This is a genomic window from Fulverythrobacter ferritrahens, from assembly GCF_020539485.1.
In the GTDB taxonomy this organism is placed as follows: domain Bacteria; phylum Pseudomonadota; class Alphaproteobacteria; order Sphingomonadales; family Sphingomonadaceae; genus Andeanibacterium; species Andeanibacterium ferritrahens.
Genome location: NZ_JACDXU010000001.1, coordinates 14031 through 34794, shown reverse-complemented (window position 1 = coordinate 34794; position 20764 = coordinate 14031). Strand labels below are relative to the sequence as shown.

Here is a 20764-nt window from a genome sequence, read left to right as displayed (position 1 = left end):
TTCAGTCTTCAAGAAACGAGGAGAGTGCGTTTTCAGCCAGAGCGAAGGAGGTGGAGGCCCCTGTGCCGCTGGTGACCACCACCAACCCCACACCCGGCATGGGCTGACGCACGATGCTATGCTCCGGCCCGCTGGCGTAAGTCCCGGTCCAGCGCTGGATCACGGGCGGGGCCTGGCCGAACAATTCGGCGAACTGGCGCAGCATCAGTTCATCGATCGCGGCATCGGCAAAGGGGGCAGGCGTAGGGGCGTAGACATGGCTGTCTCCGACCACCAGAGAGCCATCCGCGCTCTGCACCGCGATCAGGTGAATGCCCTGATCCAACTCTACCCCGGCCTCCCGCGCAAGGCGGCGGCGCAGGGGGCCGGTGGCGCATAATTCGCTGTAGCCGAGATAGCGCACCATGCTGAGATCGCTCATCACCGGGTTAGGCAGCCGCCAGCCCGGCGGAGCGAGGCGCAGCATCTGCAACTGGCAGCGGGTAATTCCTTCCTCTGCATATGTGGCAGGGAACAGACCCGCCCAATCGTCACCCGGACAGGCGATGATGTGCGGGGCGGTCAATTGCGTTCCATCGGCGAGCAGGACAAGCCCCGGCTCGATCCGGCTCACGGCCGCGCCGCGCCGGATATCCACGCCCAGTTCCTCCTCAAGCCATCGGGCGAGCAAGGGAATGGCAGTGCGCGATTCCACCCGGAGATCGGCTGAGGACAGAAGGGCCCCGCCCAGTTCGCCCCTCAGTTCCGGGCAATGCGCCCTTGCCTGGGCAGGCGTCAGCAAGCGGCAGCCTTCAGCCATCTCTGTTTCCGCGAAGGCTTCGATCACATCCACTGCTTCGGGCCTGCGGGCGGCCAGCAGGAGCCCTTCCTGTTCGATGGCAATACCCGCCTTGGGAGCAATCTCCCGCCAGATGGCCGCACTGCGCCGTGCAAGGTTCCAAACCTTCCCGCGCTGCTGCCCCGTGACGGTAACGAAGCCGAAATTCCGGATCGAGGCGCCATTGGCTTGCGCATCGCGATCCACCACCTGCACATGCAAGCCCCTGCGCGCTGCAGTAAGCGCATGAGCGAGGCCGACAATCCCCGCGCCGACGACGATCAGATCAGGCTGCGGCGAGGACATGGGCATGCCTTTTTCCCAGACGCAGGTGGAAATAGAGCGCGGAACAGAGCGTAAGCAGCGCCACGGCGCCCGCCACCCAATATGCGCAATCAATGTAGAACGGCAGCCAGTCCATCTTCGCTGCACCGAAGCTGCGATAGAGCAGCAGTGCAACGCTGCCGACATAGCCGGAGCTATCCGCGATATAGATCAGGAAACCCGCATTGCCCGCATGGCCGATCGCGGCGATCATCCGGTCGAACAGCATCGCGTTGAACGGCGTATAGGCGAAATAGAGCCCCGCCCCGGTGAGGATCATATAGGATAGCGGGCCCAGCAGCCCCATCTGAAAAGCCAGCGTCGCGGCGCCCAGCAGCAGTGCGCCCGCGAAGATGATCGCATGCATGGCAAGCAGGGCGCGCATATTATCGCGGATGAGCATCAGCGCGCCGAGCGCCACCAAGGCTACCGCCGCTACCGGCAGCTCGCTGGCGGAAAAGACGGCGGCATCCCCGCCATAACCCATCGCAGTCCACAATTCAGCGGCGAAATTATCACGGAAATCCCGCATCGCCGTCAGCAACACATAACCGGAAACGAGCAAAACCATCGCCACGCCATAGTTGCGCAGGAAGGCCACACGATCCTTCTTCAGCATCGGCACGCGCGCCGTGCGCTCCGCCTCGTCACGAGCGTCGGGCGCCGGCATACGTTCCAGCAGAACGAGCGAAACGAGGAGCAAGGGGAAAAACAGCGCGCCGGTGACCGCGGGCATCCATTCCTCGCCCACACCCCATTCCATCACCAGCACGGCAACCGACTTCACCGCGCCGGAGGAGATGATGAAGCTGGCGCACAGGACCGCGCCCAACACTTCGGAAACGCGGCGCCCTTCCACATAGCTGAACACCAGCCCCCAGATCATGCCCAGCGGCAGGCCATTCAGGAACATGCAGGCGACGTTCCACGGCGCGGGGATGATTGCGAAAAGCAGCAGTGCCACCCAGGAGGTGACGATCAGCCCCAAAATGGCCAGTGCCCGCCCGCGCCGTCCGAACTCGGCGATAACCCGAATGCCGATCAGCTTTGAAAGCGCATAACCCAGTACCTGCGCAATCAGCAGTACAGTCTTGTAATCCAGCCCGCCCAAAATGCTCGCATGATCGGCAAAGGTAGCCGCCGCGAAGGGTTTGCGAAAAGCGTACATGGCGAAATAGGCGCTGAAGGCGGCGATGCCGCCCAGAATGAGCGCGGCCTTGCGTCCGGGGTTTGACCCGGAGGGAGGCGAAGCGGGATGGATCAAAGAAATCACCGTCGGCTGAAACTGAAGTGAATCTGGTCTAGGCCAGTTTCACTTCAGTTTCATGACGGCAACAATGCTCAGACCGTCGTTCGCAGCGTCCCGATTCCGGGGTCGGTAAGGCCGGGCGCGCCATTATCCACTTTGCCCGCAAAGCGGCGCAGGAACCCTTCCGCGCCAGGAGATGTCACAGTGAAATCGTACCACCCCTGCGTGGCATCGAGCGCCAGGGCCAGGCTGGAGGATTTGCCCGGAGCCAACGCCACCTCGCGCCTTGCTGGTCCCTTGCCGACATAGTCGGGCGCCATCTCGATCAGGAAAACCAGCGGATTTTCACCATTATTGGCAAGCTGGAGCCGGACCGCCTGCATTTGCCGGTCCTCCTCAAGTATTGCTTCGGCAAGGGCAGCTCCTGCCCCCCCGGCATAGCGCCGCCAATAGCCGTTCGGCCCGCGCAGGGTGAGGTCGTAGGCGGCCTGAATGGCTGATTCCTGCCAGTCTTCCGTCACGTGGCGATCACCCGCGCCGATAGTGAAATGGCTCGGCTCCAAGCGGTCGAGATTGTCATGCACGGTGAAAGTCACGCCCACCGGCCCATCGTTCACCAGCTCAACCCGCAGGCGCCCATCCGGCCCAACCCGGTCCTGCGCGGCAAAGCGATAGGGCAAGGGACGATGGGGGCGGCGGCCTTCCATCTGGCGCGCCGGCTGCTGGACTGCGGGTATGGCATTGGCAGTGCCAGCCAAAGAAAGGGCAACGCGTTCCTTGAAGTCTGCCGTGTCAGGCAGAGCGATCTGCTCCACGCGGTCGTCCGGATTGGCAAAATCGAACACCGAGGTGAGATCCCCGCAAACGGCACGCCGCCAATCGCTGATATTCGGCTCTTTCACACCGAACCGCTCTTCCATCAGCCGCAGCACGGAGGTGTGATCGAACAATTGGGAGCAGACAAAGCCGCCCCGGCTCCAGGGAGACACCACGATTGTCGGCGTACGAATACCCAACCCGATGGGATGCGGGCCCTGGACCTTCTCGGCGTCAGGGCCCCAAAGTTTGGTTTCCCCGTCAATCGGTACTGTGCTGTGCCCCAGGTAGTCGCCAACCGGCGGTACTGGCGGCGGCATATGATCGAAGAAACCGCCGGCTTCGTCATAATTGAGGATGAACGCCGTCCGGGCGAAAACCTCCGGATTGTCCACCAGCGCGGCAATCAGGCCAGCCGTAACATGCTCCCCTTTGGCGGGTTCCGCCTGGGGATGTTCTGAAAGGTCGGCTGCCGTGACGATCCAGCTGATCTGGGGCAAATTGCCGGACTCGATATCGGCACGAAACGCTTCGACAAGCTGCTCCCCATCGGACCGCGTGCGATCCGGGCCTTCCTTGTGTTCACTGACCCAGGAGCGCCCTCGCCGATAGAGTTCCGAATCCGGCGGGCAGGGTCGAAAAGCAGGAAAGACAGACAGCAGATTGTCGCCGTAATTGTCATATTCCTGATAGACCTTCCAGCTGATCCCGGCATCCTGCAGCCGCTCAGCATAGGCCTTCCATGTGTAAGCGTCCGGATCGAGCGGATGATCCTCCCGCATATCGGCGCTGGGCGTCTCGTCCTCGCCGTAATTGTGCATCTGCGGATCGCGCCCAACCGTGCCACCGCCATTGCACCCGCTGAACAGATGAAGGCGGTTCGGATAGGTCTGGGTCATGGTGGAGCAGTGATAGGCGTCACACACCGTGAACGCGTCCGCCAGCGCATAATAGAATGGCAGATCGCCTGCGCCGTAATGGAGCATCCTGTCGTGCAGTTCCTCGGTATGGCCCCAGCGATCGTACCGGCCGCGGTTGAAGATCACCATGTTTTCCTGATGGGACTGGTCAGCGCCATCAACCTTGAACGACCGGGTCGTCTTCGAATCCCCATGATAGGGCAGCACGAAACCGTCCGGATGCTGGGCTGAAGGCTGGGCCCAGACGCTGCGGCCACCGGGCAGCCTGAGGGGGCGCGGATCACCCAGCCCGCGCACTCCGTTGAGCATGCCGAAATAGTGATCGAACGACCGGTTTTCCTGCATGTGGACCACGATGTGGTCGATATCCTGCAGGGTTCCGCTGCGTCGCCGGGCGGGGATGGCAAGCGCACGTTCGATCAGGTTCGGATAGAGCGAGGCAATCGCCGCGCCTCCAGTCATTCCGAGAAATCGCCGACGCGAACTGCGAATCATCTTTCCTTGCTCCTGACCTTGCGCTACGTGGATGGAGCATTTTTGGTATAGTCCAAAAGCTACAATCTTGCGTCAATCCGGACCCTGGAGCGATCCCACCTTCAGCCGGCTTGTCCGCAAATGCACGAGGCGGTTGCAGACCGATGATCGATTCCATTTTCTCCCTGTTCGACACGTTCGGCGGCGAGCATTACGGCGAGAATGCAAACCAGCTGCAGCACGCGCTGCAATGCGCCAAGCTGGCGCAGGATCACGGTTGCGAACCCAGTCTGGTCGCCGCTTCTCTACTCCACGATATCGGCCAGTTCCTAGACGATGCTGGGAATGCGGCGGAAAAGCTCAATCTCGACGCGCGGCACGAGATCACCGGAGCGGCCTTCCTGGCTCGTAGCTTCGGGCCGGAAGTGACCGAACCGGTAAGACTACACGTGGATGCCAAGCGCTATCTCTGTGCCGTGCAGCCGGATTATGAAGAGGGATTGAGTGGCGCCTCGCTATTGAGCCTGCGCCTTCAGGGCGGGCGGATGAACGACGAGGAAACCGCCGCCTTCCGCGCCCATCCATTCTTCGAACAGGCCATATTGCTGCGGCATTTCGACGATTCCGGCAAGCGTCCGAACTGGATCGTTCCCCCTCTGGAAGCCTATCGCGACCTGCTTGGATCCCTTCTCCGGGAGGAATCCGTTACCGCCTGAGCTTAGCGCGAAGGCACTGCACGGCACGCCCGGGCCTTGCGCCTCCAAGGGGGGAGTGCTGCAACCCTACTGTGCCCAGAATTTGCCACCCGCCCCGCGCCACATCGCGCTGGGCGGGTTTTTGCCATGGGCGCTCTACGCCACCCTTACGCCGTGGCGACCGGGACAATTCTTTTTTGCAATGCAGCATACAATTATAATTATTTTTCAATATTATGAGATCTTGAAAGAAGGATTTTTCACCCCTCACCCTGCACTGTCACGCGCGTGTAATTCAATCTGGCCTATACCAGATTAGCGACGACAGCGACTCGCCGCGCAGGGGAACCGGGGGGAGATCGTGTGCGGAATGAAGTTCCGCAGGCGATGCCGCACGCCCCCAACCTGCATTAAATACCTGTTTTATATATTTTATTCGGGAAACATGAGGGCTAACATGGAACATCCTGTCTCTTGCCGTGCTCTGAAACGGTCTCTTTTCTATTCTGCCGGCCTCCTGGCATTGCTCGCCGCTGGCACTGCCGCCCATGCTGCAGATGCGAACGCCTCCGACATCGTGGTGACTGGCCAGAAACTGAGCGTCGAAAGCGCGATCGCTGCCAAGAAGGATGCGGCGACTGTAATCGACGAGGTTTCGGCCGACGATCTGGGCAAGCTGCCCGACGCCAACGTGGCCGATGCGCTAGCGCGCCTTCCCGGCGTCAACGTGGTGGTGAACCAGGACACCGGCGAAGGCGAATATGTGACCATTCGCGGTTTCTCCGGCACTTATAATGCCGTCACGGTGAACGGCGTGCGCGTCGCCCAGACCGATCCCGGCAGCCGCGACGTTTCGCTCAGCGTCTTGCCGCCCAACGGTCTCGCCGCCATCCGCGTGACCAAGACGATCACCCCCGATCAGGAAGGCGACGCCATCGCGGGCATCATCGATTTCCGCACCCCCACCGCCTTCGACTTTGCCAAGCCCACGACCGTGCGCCTCTATGCCAATGGTGGCATCAATGGCCAGGCCGATTCAGCCGGGGAGGACGCCGCGATCTATCAGGGTCAGGCCGATTTCGCGCATCGCTTTGCCGATGATCGCTTCGGCGTTTTCATCTCCGCCAATTACGGCGTTTCTCATGGCAATGGCCAGGAATCCGAGAATGACGGCGAGTGGGAACCGCATATCTGGCGCAAGAATTCCGAAGAGGCGATCTCGGAAGAAAACATGCACCTGCCCGGCATCGACCTCGACTATCGCCGCGTGAAACAGACCCGTTATGGCGGCAATTTCTCCTTCGATTATCGCGGCGACACCACGGAGCTTTACCTGCGCGGCCAATATGCCCGGCAGGAGCTGGTCGGCACCAATGATTATACCGATTATCGCAATCGCCCCACCCCCCGCCTGACGCAGGTAAATCTTGAAGACACCAGCCTGCGCCAGCCCGAAGACATGGTCATCGGGCACGACGATGCGCTGGGCAATATCTATGGCTACACCACCGCCCAGATCGTCGACACAGACCAGGACGGCAAGATCACCGATGCGGACCGTTCCGCCAGCCAATATTGGTCGCTCAACGGCCGTTCCGGCGTGTGGGATCCGAAGGCCTTCCAGTTCGCCCGCAGTTTCTCCACCATCGACACCACCCAGACGCTCGGCACGGTAGAGTTCGGCGGCAAGAGCAAGCTGGGCGCACTGACGTTGAACTACAGCGCCAGCTATTCGGGCGGCGCGCGCGAGAACCCCGACAGCTATTCGATCGGCTATAATTGCGACAAATGCGCCTATCCGCTGAACGCCACCGGCATCGACTGGGTTTCCAACGATCCGCGCTTCCCCCATGCCAGCCTGCCCGCCTATGCCGTGCCGGTAGAAACGGACAGTTCGCTGCTGCCCTTTGACGGCGCCAGCCATTCGCGTTCCAAGCAAACGGACAGCCGCTTCGCCGCGAAGCTCGATGCGCGCTACGATGTCGGCGGCGCGCTGGATTATCTCCAGGTGGGCGCCAAATGGCTGCGCTCCAAGCGTGAATATGACAATACGCCGATCTGGGACGGTGACTTCTCCGGCACTCCGCTCGATGGCCTGAACCTCGATAAATCGGGCCTGGTAGACAAGGAAGTCACCAGCATGCTGCGAGGTCAGTATTATTATGGCGACGTGTTCAGCCGCGACGCCGTGATTGCCGCGATCCACGCCGCAGAAGCCGCCAACCCCCACAGCGTCAGCGAGGAAGACCTGTTGCGCGACGACAAGCGCGGAACGGAAAGCGTCTATTCCGCCTATGCCCTAGCCGCATTCAAGTGGGATGAAGTGAAACTGATCACCGGCGCCCGCGTGGAACATCGCGACATTCACAACATCTTCTGGGTCGATGATGGCGACAATAGCGGCTTGGGCAGTTCGAGCAGCAAATCCACCATCGTGCTGCCCAGCATCACCGCCACCTATCGCCCGAACGACAAGGTAGCCATTCGCGGCGCCCTGTGGACCGGCTATTCACCGCCGGAATATGGGAATGTCTCGGCCGGCCAGTCGATCACGCGTGACGAGACTACCAAGGAAATCATCGCGATCAGCCGGGGCAATCCGGACCTGAAGCCGGCCAAGGCCTATAACGCCGACCTTTCGCTGGAAATCTACCCCGATCGGTCGAGCATCGTCTCGGTCTCGGGCTATTACAAGCACATCACGGACTTCATCTTTACCAACGGTAACCAGGTGGACGCCAACACCACCATCGGCACGATCGAAATCACTCAGCCGAAAAATGGTGAGACGGCAACGGTCTATGGCGTGGAAATGAACCTCATCAAGGGCTTCGACGGTCTCCCCGCACCGTTCGACGGCTTCGGTTTCGAAGGCAATCTGACGCTGCAGCACAGTGAAGCCGAAAGCGGGCTGGACTATCGCGCGGGCGACAAGATGCGCCTCGTGAACACGCCCCACGTACTCTACAACGTCGCGCTGACTTTCCAGAAATACGGGTTCGAAGCGAAGCTGTCCTATAATTATCGCGGCAAGTTCATCGAAGACCTGCGCGACAATGCGGTGGACAAATGGGTGCAGCACAATCGCAGCGTAGACCTGCACACGCGCTACAATTTCACCAGAAATCTCGCGCTTGATTTCGACGTGGGCAATCTGCTGAACGACTGGAAATATTACACTACCAAGGGCGACAATCCTTCCTATCAGAAGGATTATATGGAGCCGGGCCGCACCATTCTGGCGCGCCTGAGCTACACCTACTGATCGTTTGATCGACAATAGCGGGGCCTGCCGTCCCGCGCACCGGGCGGGCGGAAGCCGGGGATGGTCCCCCTCGTGCTCCCGTCCGCCTCTTGTCTTGGCTCTTTCGCTCACCTCGATTATCCCGGGCATCGCCGGCTGCCACCTGCCGGTCAGATTAGCGAAAGCCCGCCCCCCTATGCCGTCACGGTCTGACCAGACTTCCAGCCCGAATCTCGAAAGCCGGAGCAAGGCCGCGTCCCGAACCGTTGCTGCGCCAATGCCGCAATATCTCGCCCTGAGGGATCAGATCGCGGAAGGGATCGAGCTGGGCAAACTGCCGCCCGGCTCCCGCCTGCCATCCGAACGGCGAATGCAGACCGATAATGGCGCGGCGCGCGGCACTATCCGCGAGGCATTGTTCCAGCTTGAAGCCGAAGGGCTGATCTACCGGCGCGATCGCAGCGGCTGGTATGTCTCTCCCCCGCCGGTCACATATGATCCCACCCGCTGGGCGAGCTTCATGAGCTATGTGGCTGAACAGGGGCGTACGCCCTCTACAGAGACACTCTCTACCGAAGAACTACCCGCCCTGCCGGCCATCGCGGATATCTTCCGTGTAGCCCCCGGAACGCGCCTTTATGTAATCACCCGTCGCCGCTCGATCGACGGGCGGCCTGTGTTGGTGGAGCGGATCACGGTGGACCCCAAGCTGGCCCCCGGCCTGTGCGATCGCTCGCTCGACGGGTCGCTCACCCAGATCCTCAGCCAGAATTACGGACTTTCGGTCGCCCGCAACCGCGTCAGCATGCGCCCCTGCGCGCTGGTGAAAAGTGCGGCGGACGAACTGGGCGTGAAAGCTGGCACGCCGGGCCTGCTGGTAGTCCGCACCTGCTTCGACGAGGCTGGCCGCGTGGTGGAATATGATCAGGAATACTGGCGCCACGACGCCATCCGCATCCATGTGGATCTGGATGTAAGCTAGGCTTGGATAATGGCTCCGCCCTTGCGTGGTCGGGGCTAAGTGTGAGTGAACCCAAAGTGAGGGCGGCCCCTCAACATCTCACCCCGGATAGGCCCCTGCCAACATCCTTGGAATGCCGCCTGCGTGAAACACTGCCACATCCTGCGCCGTGGCAAGCTGGGCAGTGCCCGTAAAATGGCCGCCGCCCGGGCCGGTCACTTCGATGCGCAGAGGGGCGTGGATGCCGGCCTGCTCCAGCCCATGCACAGTCACCAGGCTCGCCGCGCTCAGCGCCGGTTCCTCGGTGCTGTCCAGCCGGATCGGCAGCACACCCATGGCGATCAGATTGTTGCGGTGAATGCGTTCGAAACTGCGGGCGATCACGGCGCGGATGCCCAGCAGGGCAGTGCCCTTGGCCGCCCAGTCTCGCGCGGAGCCGCAGCCATAGGCCTCGCCCGCCCAGACGACCATCGCCCGCCCTTCGGCCAGATGGGACTGGGCAGCGTCATAAATGCTCGTCTCGATCCCGTCGGCACCGAGCGCGCGATTGCCCTCGCCCGATGCGAGCCGGTTCACCAGCCGCCGATTGTCGAACGTGCCGCGCAGCATCACTTCGTGATTGCCGCGAAAATCGCCATAGCCGCCATGATCGGCGCGCTGCCAGCCATGCTCGCGCAGCCAGCGCGCGGCAGGTGAATCCGCCGCGATCGCGCCGATGGGAGAGATGTGATCGGTCGTAATGCTGTCTCCCAGCCACAGCAGAACGGCGGCATCGCGGATCGCAGGTTCTGGCGGCGTGGCCGGATCATCGAAGAAAGGCGGGCGGCGGATGATGAGCGAGCGCTCCTTCCAAGCGAACAGATCGCCATGGGGTGCGGGCAGGCCATCCCAATGTGCATTGCCGAGCGGCGCGGCGGGCAGCCCTTCCCGCTCCAATTGCGCAAGAATGCCCGCCGCCTCGCCGGGCGTGGGCCACAGGTCTGCGAGGAATACATCACGGCCCTGCGCATTTGTGCCAATCGGCGCGGAGGCAAGATCAACCGTCACCCTGCCCGCCAGTGCGGCAGCGACTACCAGCGGCGGCGAGGCGAGGTAATTCGCCCGTACGCGCGGATGAATGCGGTTGGGGAAGTTGCGATTTCCGGAAAGGACTGCCGCCCCCACCAGCGCCGGATCAGCTTCCAGCATGGTGAGCGCCTCGGGCATGAGCTCGCCCGAATTGCCCACACATGTGGTGCAGCCGAAACCGACCACCGAAAAGCCGATCTGCTCCAGATAAGGCAACAGGCCAGCGCGGCGCAGCAGATCGGCCATGGATCGCGATCCGGGCGCGAGGCTTGTCTTGACCCAGGGGGGCGGGCGCAGGCCAAGCTCGACCGCACGACGGGCGAGCAGCCCCGCCTCCAGCATCAACACGGGATTGGCAGTGTTGGTACAACTGGTGATCGCCGCAATCAGAACAGCGCCATCGGCGTTACCGTCGCGCGCGGGCAGGCTGGCCGGGACCTGCGGCAGGGGCATGATGTCCTGCGGGCGAGCAGGGCCCGCCATCACCGGCACCACGCCGGACAGGTCGAAATGCAGAGTGCGGCTATAGTGGCGCTCGGTCTGGTATTCCGCCCACAGGCCGCTTTGACGGGCATAGGTTTCGTATAGCGCCAATTCCTCCCGGCTGCGGCCCATGGCGCCGAGATAGCGCAGCGTTTCCGCATCCACTGCGAACAGCCCGGCGGTGGCCCCATATTCGGGGCACATATTGGCGATGGCGGCCCGGTCCGGCAGGCTGAGCCCAGCAGCGCCCGGCCCGGTGAATTCGACGATCTGGTCCACCACCTGCTGCCCGCGCAGGAAGGCGGTGAGCGACAGCGCCACATCGGTTGCGCTGACGCCCGGAACCGGCGCGCCTTCCAGCACCAGCTGCGTGACCGGGGGGATGGGAATGTCCGTCAGCTGGCCCAGGGCCGCGACTTCCACCTCAATCCCGCCCACGCCCCAACCCAGAATACCCAGCGCATTGATCATCGTGGTGTGACTGTCCGTGCCGATCACCACTTCGGGCAGGATCAGGCCGCTGCCATCTGCTGCCGGACGGGCAATGGCGGAAAGGCGCTCCAGATTGATCTGGTGGCAGATGCCATTTCCCGGCGGCACCACCCGCAGCGAGGCGAAGGCCCGTTCTGCCCATTTGAAGAAGCCGTAACGCGCCCCGTTGCGCTGGAACTCAAGGGCGATGTTGCGCTCCGCGGCATCGGGCGTGCCGCTGAAATCGACCTTCACCGAATGGTCGATCACCAGATCAACCGGCACGCTGGCATCCACGCTCGCCCCGCTTCGCGCCGCGCGGTCCCGCAGGGCAGCAAGATCGACCAGCGCGGCGACGCCGGCCGTATCCTGCATCAGGATGCGCGTGGGGGCGAACGGCACGGTAAGGCCTTCCCCCCGGCCTTCAAGCCAGGCGACAAAGCCTTCCGCCACTTCCGGCCCGGCGCCGTGGCCCAGTGCGTTTTCCAGCATCAGCCGCAAGGACCGCGGCAGGGCGACCAGCCGGTTCTGCATCGTATCGTCCAGCCTGCTCCAGGCAGTCGGAAGTGTGCGTTCCATCACGTCGTGCCTCAGCCCGCGATCCTGCCACGCAGCCGTGCCAGAGTGCCGCCTTGCTTGACCTTGCCGGGCAGCGGGTGGCCCACGATATCCTCGGCCAGCAACGCGCATTCTATCAGCCGTTCCAGATCGACCCCGGTGGCAATGCCCATTTCCTCACACATCAGCACGAAATCTTCGGTGCAGATATTGCCCGCCGCGCCCTTGTGCGCGGCGAAGGGACACCCTCCCAGCCCGGCCACGGCAGCGTCGAAATGGCGGACGCCCATCTGCAGCCCGGCATAGGCGTTGGCGAGGCCCAGCCCGCGTGTGTCGTGCAAATGGAGCGAAAGTTCCAACTGCGGATAGGCATCGCGCACCATGCCCACCACGCGGCGAATGCGCTCCGGCGTGGCCCAGGCCATCGTATCGCCCAGCCCGACGATCTCCAGCACCTCGCCTTGTGCCGCCGCAATGTCGAGCAACTGGCCGACCAGTTCAACCACACGCGCGGGCGCCACATCGCCGGCGAAGTTGCAACCGAAAGCGGCAGTGACAAAGCCGGTGCGCACCGGAATGGCGTGATCGCGATACATGCGGATCAGTTCCGGCTGAGCAGCCAGTTGCTGATCGGGCGTGCGGTTCTGATTGCGCTTGAGGAACGCATCGGAGGCATAGAGCGTCAGCTTGCCGTCCAGCGCCAGCCGCCCGGTCGCAATCGCGCGTTCCAGCCCCCGGGCGTTAAGCCAAAGCCCGGCATAGGCCACCCCCGGCTGCGGCGTGAAACCGGCCACCACCTGCTCGGCATCGGCCATGCCTGGCACCAGAGAAGGGTTTACGAAGGACACGATCTGGATATGACTGAGCCCGGTCTGCGAGAGGGCGTCGATCAATTCAATCTTGCGAGCGGTGGGAATATCGCCGCCTTCGATCTGGAAACCCTCGCGAGGGCCTTCTTCCTTGATGAATACGCGGTCGGGGAGCTGGGTCATACGGTCGAATTTCCTGCAAAGCCTTATTGACAAGAAAACTCACCGTTCTACATGACAGAACGATGGTTCGTATTTGAAGCGGGGAGTAGTAGTATGAATTCCAAGGGCGGCGTAGCGGCGGTGGACCGTGCCTTTGCGATCATGCAGGCATTCACGCACCAGCGACCGGTCATGACGCTGGCGGAACTCTCGCGCACAACGGGGCTCTACAAGAGCACGATCCTGCGCCTGCTGGGTTCGCTGGAGAAATCCTATTTCGTAGTCCAGCGCGCCGATGGCAGCTACCAGTTGGGCCCCGGCCTGCTGGAACTGGCCAGCATCTATCAGGATTCCTTCGATCTGCGGCAGTTCGTCCATCCCACGCTTGAACGGCTGGTGGCCGAAACCGGCGAGGGGGCGAGCTTCTTCATCCGCCATGCCGAAATGCAGATGTGCCTGTTCCGCGTGGACGGGAACCAGACGATCCGCGACTACACGATCCGTCTCGGCGACCGTCGCCCGCTGGACAAGGGCGCTTCGGCCACTGCCTTCCTCAAGTTCGAAAACACCCCCGGGCCCTACGCGCTCGATGATCTGGTGGTCGGCTCCTTCGGCACGGTCACGCCGGAAATGGCCGCACTGGCCGCGCCTGTCTTCGGGCAGGGCAACAATCTGGTGGGCGTCATCACTCTTTCCGGCCCCATCTCGCGCTTCAGCGAAGCCAAGGTTGCCGAACTCGGGCCGATCCTGGCCGAGCAGGTCGTCACGCTCTCGCGAATGCTGGGGGCGCAGCCGGGGCTGTTCCGGGGCGCTTGACGCACCGGGGCTTGCAGCCCCCTGCCGGTCAGACGGCGCCATTACACGACACCGGCGTCCCGCAGCCGTTCCAGTTCTGCTTCGTCCACACCCAGCGAGCCGAGTATTTCGCCGCTATGTTCGCCAAGGCGCGGCGGCGGGCAGGCGGCGGAAGGCTGGGCATCAGCCATCAGGAAACCGCTGCGGGCCACGGTAATCCCGCCGGTTTCCTGCAGGAAATTGCGCTGCCGGGTTTGCGGATGATCGAGAATTTGCGGGATGGTAAGGATGCGCCCAGCGGGAATATTCGCGTGGTTGAGTAAATCCTCCCATTCCGCGCCCGGCCTTGTGGCGAACACCCCATTGAGGATGGCGTTCAATTCCTCCCGATGGCGCTTCCGCGCCTCGCGTTCGGCAAAGCGCGGATCTTCCAGCAGTTCGGCCAGGCCCATCACTTCGCACAGTGCCTCGAACTGCTCCTGCTTGTTCGCCGCAACATTGATCTGGCAATCCGCCGCTGTGAAGGTGCCCGAGGGAGCGGCCGTCATATTCTGGTTACCCAGTGGCCGAGGCTCGACGCCCGCGATGAGATAGTTCGAGACTGCCCAGCCCATAGCCGAAAGCGTGGCATCCAGCATCGATACGTCGATGAAACAGCCCTTGCCCGTCCGGTCCCGCCCGTAGAGCGAGCTGGAAATGGCAAAGGACGCCGTCAACCCGCCCAAGGTGTCGCACAAGGGATAGCCGACGCGCAAAGGCGCTGACTGCGTATCACCCGTAATGCTCATCACCCCGGAATAGCCCTGGATGATCTGGTCGTAGGCCGGATTGCCGCTGAGCGGCCCTTCCTGTCCGAAGCCCGTGATGGCGCAATAGATCAGGCCGGGATTATCCTGCGCCAGCACGTCATAACCCAGCCCCAGTCGGTCCATCACGCCGGGACGGAAATTCTCGATCAGCACATCCGCCGTCGCCGCCAGTCGCCGGAACAGCTCCCTGCCCTCCGGCTTCTTGAGATCGAGCGTGACGGACTTCTTCCCCGCATTCTGCGCGAGGAAGGAAGTGCCCATCATCTGTTCATTCAGCGCCGGATCGGCGCCCAGCTTGCGCGCCAGATCGCCGCCGTCGGGCCGTTCGACCTTGATCACCTCTGCACCGAGCAGGGCGAGCTGGAATGCCGCATAGGGGCCGGAGAGGATATTGGTCAGGTCAAGGACCCGGATCCCCTCCAGCTGCCGCGCGGGCGCCGGCGCCGCGCTCATATTTCGGCAGTCTCCACGTCATAGCGATAGAGCCAGTCGTAGCGATCCTTGATCGGATCACGGCTCCATTCGCTTTCCATATAAGCGACAGCGCCTTCCTCGGTCTTGAGCGCCGCTTCGTGGAAGCGGGCCGTGTTATCCTTCGCCCCGCGCACCATCTTGCTGGTGCGCTCCACCCGCGCCTGCTCGTATTTCTTCAGCGCCTCTACCGGATCAGCATATTTGTCGAGGCAACGGCCAAGCACCACGCCGTCTTCGATCGACATCACCGCACCCTGCGCCAGGAAAGGCAGCGTCGCGTGGCAGGCATCGCCCAGCAGGCTGGCGCGGCCCTTGCTCCAGATCTGGCGTGGCGGCCGTTCCATGAAGGCCCACTTCAGCACCTTGGGCGCCGCATGGATCAGGGTCTGCACATCCTCGTGCCAGCCGGCGAAATCATTGGCGCATTCCTCGATCGAACCTTCGGCATACCAGGATTCGACCTGCCAATCGTTGCGCTCGATCGTGCCGATCATGTTCATCAGCTTGCCGCCGCGCAGCGGGTAATTCACCAGATGGCCGCCCGGCCCGATCCAGGTCCAGCCGACCATTTCGTGGAACCGCTCGGGCAGGCGCTCCATGGGGATCACCGCGCGCCAGGCAATCATGCCGGTGAATTCGGTGTGATCGTCGCCGAACAGGTTCTTGCGCACATTGGATTTTACGCCGTCAGCGCCGATCAATACGTCGCTTTCGATGCGTCGCCCGTCCTTGAGCACCAGTACGGCGCTATCGTCATCCGCTTCGGCATCCACGACTTCGCAGCCAAGATGCACGGCATTCGGATCGATTGCGCGCACGGCGTCATACAAGGTAGCCAGCAGGTCCGGACGGAAGACGGTGAGATATGGATAGCCATATTTCTCGAGCGCCACGGGCCCGAGATCGAACATGGGCCAGGCGCGGCCAGTGTTCCACAGGCGGAATTCCTTGCGTTTGGGGGCGCAGGATTGCGCGCGCAGCGCTTCGAACACGCCCAGCGAATCCAGCGCGCGGGAGCCATTGGGGCTGATCTGCACCCCGGCGCCCACTTCGCCCAGTTCAGGCGCCTGTTCGAACACCTGCACGGGATAGCCGCGCCGCAGCAGCGAAAGCGCGGCAGCCATGCCGCCAATTCCACCGCCGGCGATTGTGATGCGAGGCTTATCGGCCATAAATTACTCCAGACTTGTTTGGGGGGCGAGCAAGGGGGAAGCGGAGGCGGTCACGCCGCTTCACCGGCACCGACGCGGCGGTACCATCCGAGCTTTTTCATCAGGGGACGGTCGGAAACCTTGAGGAGCTTCGCTCCCTTCGGCCCCGCCGAAAGCGAATGGGCACGCCATGCGGGCACGGCGATGGTGTCGCCGAAGGCCCAGGCAATGCGCTGGCCGTCTATCTCGATGGCCCCATCACCGGCCATCACGGCATAGATCGCATTGCTGGTCTCGCGGACTTCGCCGCCCGTCTGGCCGGGATCGAGCCCGATCACGTCGAGCGCGATGGATGCCAGCTCCGCCGGGCCGAGCGTGATCGCCCTAAGCCCGCCTTGCGCGGGATCGGGTGCGGCCCTGGCCAGATCGCGGTCGATATCTTCCGCGCGAAAGGCGATGGGCGCGCTCTCGACCCGTTCGGGCGACGCTTCCACCCCCTCGGGATGGGGCTGGTAGAACATCGGCTCCAGCAGATGCACCAGCGGCACATCCAGGAAATCCATCCAGTAGCAATTCTCGCTGCCGAGATTTTCATGCGAGTGCCATGCCCAGTTAGGCGTCAGCAGCACGTCGCCGGGGCGCATCTCCACCTGCTTGCCATTAACCACCGTATAGGTGCCGTGACCTTCCAGGATCAGGCGCAGGGCGTTGGGCGTGTGGCGATGCGCGCGGGCGACTTCGCCCGGCTTCACCATCTGATAGGCCGCCACCAGCGTCCGCACGGTGGAATAGATGTTCCCTTCCACCGGGTTGAACATGGTCAGGTTGCGACGTTCGGCGAATTCGGTGTCCACCAGCTCGCCCGCCCGGTCGAGGATCGGCCGGACATCGGCGTAATGCCAGATATGGGGCAGGAAATTGGCGCGCGGTTCGGGCCACAATGCGGGCACCTTGCGATGCCAGCCGCCCTCCATGTTGAGATCGGAGAACGAGGCGTAGAGCGCCTCCAGATCGGCGGCGGCGCTCATTTTGCGGTGAGCTCCTGCTTCACGATCGGGGGCACGTAGGGTTCTGCGAACACCTCGGTCATGCCGCGACTGCCCTGCACGACGGGCACGTTCATTTCGCCCACGCCTTCGATCACGATGCGGATGGTGTCGCCATCCTGCACCGCCCCGACGCCTTCGGGCGTGCCGGTGGCAATGATGTCACCCGGATAGAGCGTCATGACGGCAGAGGCCGTCGCGATCATGCCGGGAATATCCAGCACCAGATCGCGCGTATTGGCCGCCTGGCGCAGTTCGCCGTTCACCCACAGCTTCATCGAAAGCGCATCGGGATGTTCGACCTCGTCGGCGGTCACGATCCACGGGCCGACCGGGCAGAACGTATCGTAGGCCTTGCGGAACACGCGTTCTTCCCGCCCGCGCACGACCATGTCGAGCAGGCAGGCATAGCCAAACACCGCCTCGTGCCAGCGTTCGCGCGGCAGGCTGCGGCATTCCTTGCCGATGATGATGCCCAGTTCCGCCTCGTGATGGACTTCGCGCCCCGGTACGGAAGGCAGTTCCACAGGATCGTTCGGCCCGCTGACCGAAGAACTGGGCTTCAGGAAGAAACCCTGGTTCTTTGCGCGGTAGCTGGCGCCCATTTCCTGCCCGTGGGCATGATAGTTCACCGGATAGGCAATCACCTTGTTCGGCCAGGGAACCGGAGTTTCCAGCCGCACATCGGCCAGCGGCACCGGCGCGCGCTCGCGCATGGCCGCTTCGAGCGCGGGCCGGTGCCTTTCGAAATCGCGGATCAGGCGCAGCGGCGCCGTGTCGGGCCATGCCTCGGGCGAAGCGCCGGCAATGTCGGAAACGTCGATGACGCCGCCATCCACCACCAGCCCAATCTTGCCGCCATCAAATCGTGCCAAGCGCATGCCGAACCCACCATTCTTCTTGATGAAACATTGTTCTATTTATTTATGAGGCTCCGCCCCGAGGGACGGCGGGAAGAGCCGGCGCTTTCGCGCTGCCTCTCCCGCCGCCGGGGGAGAACCCTAGAAGCCGTAACGCACCCGCACACCGAAGGTACGCGGCGCCTGGATATCGAGGCCTTCATAGTTGTTGATGAACGGAGCCTGCTGCGCGCCGGTGTAGACCGCCTCGTTCCCGATATTGCGGACGAAGGCCTGCACGGAGAGGTTGTCGTCAGCCGTGCGGTAGGTCAGGCTGGCGTTGAACACAGCATAACCCTTGGCCCGCGCATTCTCGACGATCTCGGCCGACAGCCAGCGCGAGCTGGCGAAGGTCATGTTGGGCGAGAAATCGATCCGCGCACCATTAGCGAGATCGAACGTATGGTTGTAGCTGACCGAGCCGGCCCAGTTGGGTGTGCGCGGAAGCTGGAACCCATCGCAATTGACCTGCCAGTAACCGACCTGCGCATTGCCTCCCTGAACCGGAGTAACGACGCAGGCCGTGCGCGCATCGGGATTGGCCGCACGATAGGTGCGATAGCTGAAATCCTTGTATTCGCTATCGACATATTCCGCCGTGACGCGGAAAGAATCGTTCGGCGTGGGATCCCATGCCAGTTCCACACTACCGCCCTTGGCGATTGCCTTGCCAGCGTTGAACAGCGAAGAAACCTGGGCGCCGCCGCGATCGAGCGAGGCGAAGTTTTCCTGCCGGTCCTTGTAATCGTAATAGAACCCTTCGACGTTGAGCGTGATCGTCCGGTCCAGGAACTGGTTCTTGGAGCCGATCGTATAGGCAGTCACGTCTTCGGGCTTGTAGGGATCGAGATCGGCATTGGACTGGCCGCCCGATTTGAACCCGGTGCTGATGGTTGCATATAGCAGGCTGTCCGGCCCGGCATCGAATTCAACGCCAGCCTTGTAGTTCAGGCGGCTGGCGGAATAGGTGCCCTGCACATTGGTACCGCCCGAGGTCAGCAATTCGCAGCTCTGGCCCGGGCCGGTGCCGCCAGCCGGACAGGCAAGGCTGCCCTTGCGGGCATAGCGATGCGCATCGACCGACTTGGTCTCGTCCGTATAGCGCAGGCCACCCGTCAGGCGGAAGCTGTCCGTCAGCGAATAGGTCAGTTCACCGAACGCCGCATATGCGCGAGTATTCAGATCGGCGACAAAGGCGGTATCGCTGGCGCGACCGAGCGCGACTTCGTTGAGGCTCGCCTGATCTTCGTTGAAGAAATAGCCACCGACAACCCAGGTGACGGGGCCATCGGAATTGCCAAGGCGCACTTCCAGCGTCTGGGCATCGGAAGTGGTCGGCTCGCCCGTATAGGGATTGAGCGAGAGATAGCTCAGCGCGGGGTAGGACTGGCTATCATTCACCACGCGCTGATAGGCCGGGATGACCGTCAGCGTGGCAGGGCCGAGATCCCAGTCGAGATGGCCGCTGATGCCCCAGGAATCGATGTCCTGCCGCACCTTGCTGGTGTCGATCAGATAGGGCCCCGGAGGCGCAGTGAGCTGGCCGGTCAGGGCATTGAACGTGTCGTTGATCGACGTCCAGCGGTCCTCCGGCAGAATCGGCTGCGAATTGGCGATGCCCGGGCCGTTCGGCGCGGTTTCGGCATAGATCACCTGACCATGGCCGCGACCGCCCAGATGCTGGTAATTACCCGCCAGGCGCAGGGTCACATCGGGCGTGGGCTCGAACTTGACCTGTGCGCGGACCGACTGGTGCTTGTCGTCATCAGTGCCGTCGCTGATGTAGCCATCGCGCCACGAACCCTGATAGGCGAGGCGCAGGGCGGCCTTTTCGCCCAGAGGCACGTTCACCGCGCCTTCCGCCAGGAAGCCGTCGTAATTCTGGACGCCAGCCAGCACATAGCCGGAAGTCTCGCCCAGCTTGGGCTGGACCGGGATGATGTTAAGCACACCGCCGGTGGCATTGCGGCCATACAGGGTGCCCTGCGGCCCCTTGAGTACCTCAACACGCTCGAGGTCAAAGAAGGTGCCGCCCATCCACTGGGTACGGGCAGCGAAGACGCCATCGAAGCTCTGCGCAACGGCGGGATCGTTATAGGAGGTGGTCGAGAAATCGCCCGCGCCGCGAATGAATATCTGCAGCGCCGTGCCGCCCTGGGTAACCTGCACGCCGGGAGCGATGCGGTTCAGGTCGGTCATCTGGGTAACGCCGGCTTCGGCCAGCTTGTCTGCCGAGAGCACTTCCAGCGAGATTGCCGTGTCCTGCACGGTCGCCTCGCGGAACTGGGCGGTCACGATGATATCATGGGAATTGTCGGCGGCAACCGGCTCCGCATCCTGCGCATAGGCGGAGGCGGGAAGCAAGGCTGCTGCCCCGATTCCGACAAGCAGCTTCGAACGGAGGTCGCACTTTCGCATCATTTATTCTCCCGAACAGCGCCAGCCTTAGGACTGGTCGTTCCCTCTAGCAGAACTATGTTCCTTTTTCGTTTAGGCGATGATTCTGCCCTTTGTCAAATGCGTGATGCAACGAGAGCCA

Annotated in this window: 14 protein-coding genes; 4 read left to right on the top strand and 10 right to left on the bottom strand. The window is 62.8% G+C overall.

What is annotated here, in order from left to right; genetic code table 11:
* Position 1: 1 nt before the first annotated feature.
* From H0274_RS00130 to H0274_RS00120, 3 genes are all read right to left on the bottom strand, one after another.
* Positions 2–1123 (bottom strand): TIGR03364 family FAD-dependent oxidoreductase, encoded by a 1122-nt coding sequence (locus H0274_RS00130; RefSeq protein WP_226791905.1) that lies wholly within the window; start codon positions 1121–1123, stop codon positions 2–4.
* Positions 1104–2414 carry a DUF5690 family protein gene (locus tag H0274_RS00125; protein ID WP_226791903.1) on the bottom strand — a complete coding sequence of 437 codons (1311 nt, stop codon included), beginning with the start codon at positions 2412–2414 and terminating at the stop codon, positions 1104–1106. Before H0274_RS00125 ends, H0274_RS00130 begins: the two co-directional genes overlap by 20 nt.
* A gap of 68 nt (positions 2415–2482) precedes the next feature.
* Positions 2483–4621: a phosphocholine-specific phospholipase C gene (locus tag H0274_RS00120; RefSeq protein ID WP_226791901.1), complete on the bottom strand. Its 2139-nt coding sequence runs from the start codon at positions 4619–4621 to the stop codon at positions 2483–2485.
* Between the two features lie 143 nt (positions 4622–4764).
* Between H0274_RS00120 and H0274_RS00115 the strand changes: the two genes are divergently transcribed.
* From H0274_RS00115 to H0274_RS00105, 3 genes are all read left to right on the top strand, one after another.
* On the top strand, positions 4765–5316 hold the full coding sequence (locus H0274_RS00115) for an HD domain-containing protein (RefSeq protein WP_226791900.1): 552 nt from the start codon (positions 4765–4767) through the stop codon (positions 5314–5316).
* Positions 5317–5818: 502 nt separating this feature from the next.
* Positions 5819–8560, top strand: a complete 2742-nt coding sequence (locus H0274_RS00110; protein ID WP_226791898.1) for a TonB-dependent receptor — start codon at positions 5819–5821, stop codon at positions 8558–8560.
* A gap of 256 nt (positions 8561–8816) precedes the next feature.
* The gene (locus H0274_RS00105) at positions 8817–9521 is read left to right on the top strand and encodes a UTRA domain-containing protein (protein ID WP_226791896.1); all 705 of its coding nucleotides are present in this window, start codon (positions 8817–8819) and stop codon (positions 9519–9521) included.
* Positions 9522–9599: 78 nt separating this feature from the next.
* Here the strand turns inward: H0274_RS00105 and acnA are convergent, their stop codons facing one another.
* A complete protein-coding gene (gene acnA, locus H0274_RS00100; RefSeq protein WP_226791894.1) occupies positions 9600–12101 on the bottom strand; it encodes an aconitate hydratase AcnA in 2502 nt (833 codons plus the stop codon).
* A gap of 11 nt (positions 12102–12112) precedes the next feature.
* Positions 12113–13072, bottom strand: a complete 960-nt coding sequence (locus H0274_RS00095; protein ID WP_226791892.1) for a hydroxymethylglutaryl-CoA lyase — start codon at positions 13070–13072, stop codon at positions 12113–12115.
* Positions 13073–13165: 93 nt separating this feature from the next.
* Here H0274_RS00095 and H0274_RS00090 point away from each other — a divergent pair, with 93 nt between their 5' ends.
* The gene (locus H0274_RS00090) at positions 13166–13867 is read left to right on the top strand and encodes an IclR family transcriptional regulator (RefSeq protein WP_226791890.1); all 702 of its coding nucleotides are present in this window, start codon (positions 13166–13168) and stop codon (positions 13865–13867) included.
* 41 nt (positions 13868–13908) lie between these two features.
* Here the strand turns inward: H0274_RS00090 and H0274_RS00085 are convergent, their stop codons facing one another.
* From H0274_RS00085 to H0274_RS00065, 5 genes are all read right to left on the bottom strand, one after another.
* The gene (locus tag H0274_RS00085) at positions 13909–15108 is read right to left on the bottom strand and encodes a CaiB/BaiF CoA transferase family protein (protein ID WP_226791888.1); all 1200 of its coding nucleotides are present in this window, start codon (positions 15106–15108) and stop codon (positions 13909–13911) included.
* Positions 15105–16301 (bottom strand): FAD-dependent monooxygenase, encoded by a 1197-nt coding sequence (locus H0274_RS00080; protein WP_226791886.1) that lies wholly within the window; start codon positions 16299–16301, stop codon positions 15105–15107. The genes H0274_RS00085 and H0274_RS00080 overlap by 4 nt, the downstream gene beginning before the upstream one ends.
* Positions 16302–16351: 50 nt before the next feature.
* Positions 16352–17308, bottom strand: coding sequence for a cupin domain-containing protein (locus tag H0274_RS00075; protein ID WP_226791884.1), 957 nt, complete (start codon positions 17306–17308; stop codon positions 16352–16354).
* Positions 17305–18207 carry a fumarylacetoacetate hydrolase family protein gene (locus tag H0274_RS00070; RefSeq protein ID WP_226791882.1) on the bottom strand — a complete coding sequence of 301 codons (903 nt, stop codon included), beginning with the start codon at positions 18205–18207 and terminating at the stop codon, positions 17305–17307. Before H0274_RS00070 ends, H0274_RS00075 begins: the two co-directional genes overlap by 4 nt.
* Positions 18208–18327: 120 nt before the next feature.
* Positions 18328–20646 (bottom strand): TonB-dependent receptor, encoded by a 2319-nt coding sequence (locus tag H0274_RS00065; RefSeq protein ID WP_226791880.1) that lies wholly within the window; start codon positions 20644–20646, stop codon positions 18328–18330.
* Positions 20647–20764: the final 118 nt, after the last annotated feature.

What these genes read in the sequence shown, in the direction of transcription:
- H0274_RS00130 (WP_226791905.1), bottom strand. Translation starts at nt 1,123, where the DNA reads ATGTCCTCGCCGCAGCCTGATCTGATCGTCGTCGGCGCGGGGATTGTC.
- H0274_RS00120 (WP_226791901.1), bottom strand. Translation starts at nt 4,621, where the DNA reads ATGATTCGCAGTTCGCGTCGGCGATTTCTCGGAATGACTGGAGGCGCG.
- H0274_RS00115 (WP_226791900.1), top strand. Translation starts at nt 4,765, where the DNA reads ATGATCGATTCCATTTTCTCCCTGTTCGACACGTTCGGCGGCGAGCAT.
- H0274_RS00105 (WP_226791896.1), top strand. Translation starts at nt 8,817, where the DNA reads ATGCCGCAATATCTCGCCCTGAGGGATCAGATCGCGGAAGGGATCGAG.
- acnA (WP_226791894.1), bottom strand. Translation starts at nt 12,101, where the DNA reads ATGGAACGCACACTTCCGACTGCCTGGAGCAGGCTGGACGATACGATG.
- H0274_RS00095 (WP_226791892.1), bottom strand. Translation starts at nt 13,072, where the DNA reads ATGACCCAGCTCCCCGACCGCGTATTCATCAAGGAAGAAGGCCCTCGC.
- H0274_RS00090 (WP_226791890.1), top strand. Translation starts at nt 13,166, where the DNA reads ATGAATTCCAAGGGCGGCGTAGCGGCGGTGGACCGTGCCTTTGCGATC.
- H0274_RS00085 (WP_226791888.1), bottom strand. Translation starts at nt 15,108, where the DNA reads ATGAGCGCGGCGCCGGCGCCCGCGCGGCAGCTGGAGGGGATCCGGGTC.
- H0274_RS00080 (WP_226791886.1), bottom strand. Translation starts at nt 16,301, where the DNA reads ATGGCCGATAAGCCTCGCATCACAATCGCCGGCGGTGGAATTGGCGGC.
- H0274_RS00075 (WP_226791884.1), bottom strand. Translation starts at nt 17,308, where the DNA reads ATGAGCGCCGCCGCCGATCTGGAGGCGCTCTACGCCTCGTTCTCCGAT.
- H0274_RS00070 (WP_226791882.1), bottom strand. Translation starts at nt 18,207, where the DNA reads ATGCGCTTGGCACGATTTGATGGCGGCAAGATTGGGCTGGTGGTGGAT.
- H0274_RS00065 (WP_226791880.1), bottom strand. Translation starts at nt 20,646, where the DNA reads ATGATGCGAAAGTGCGACCTCCGTTCGAAGCTGCTTGTCGGAATCGGG.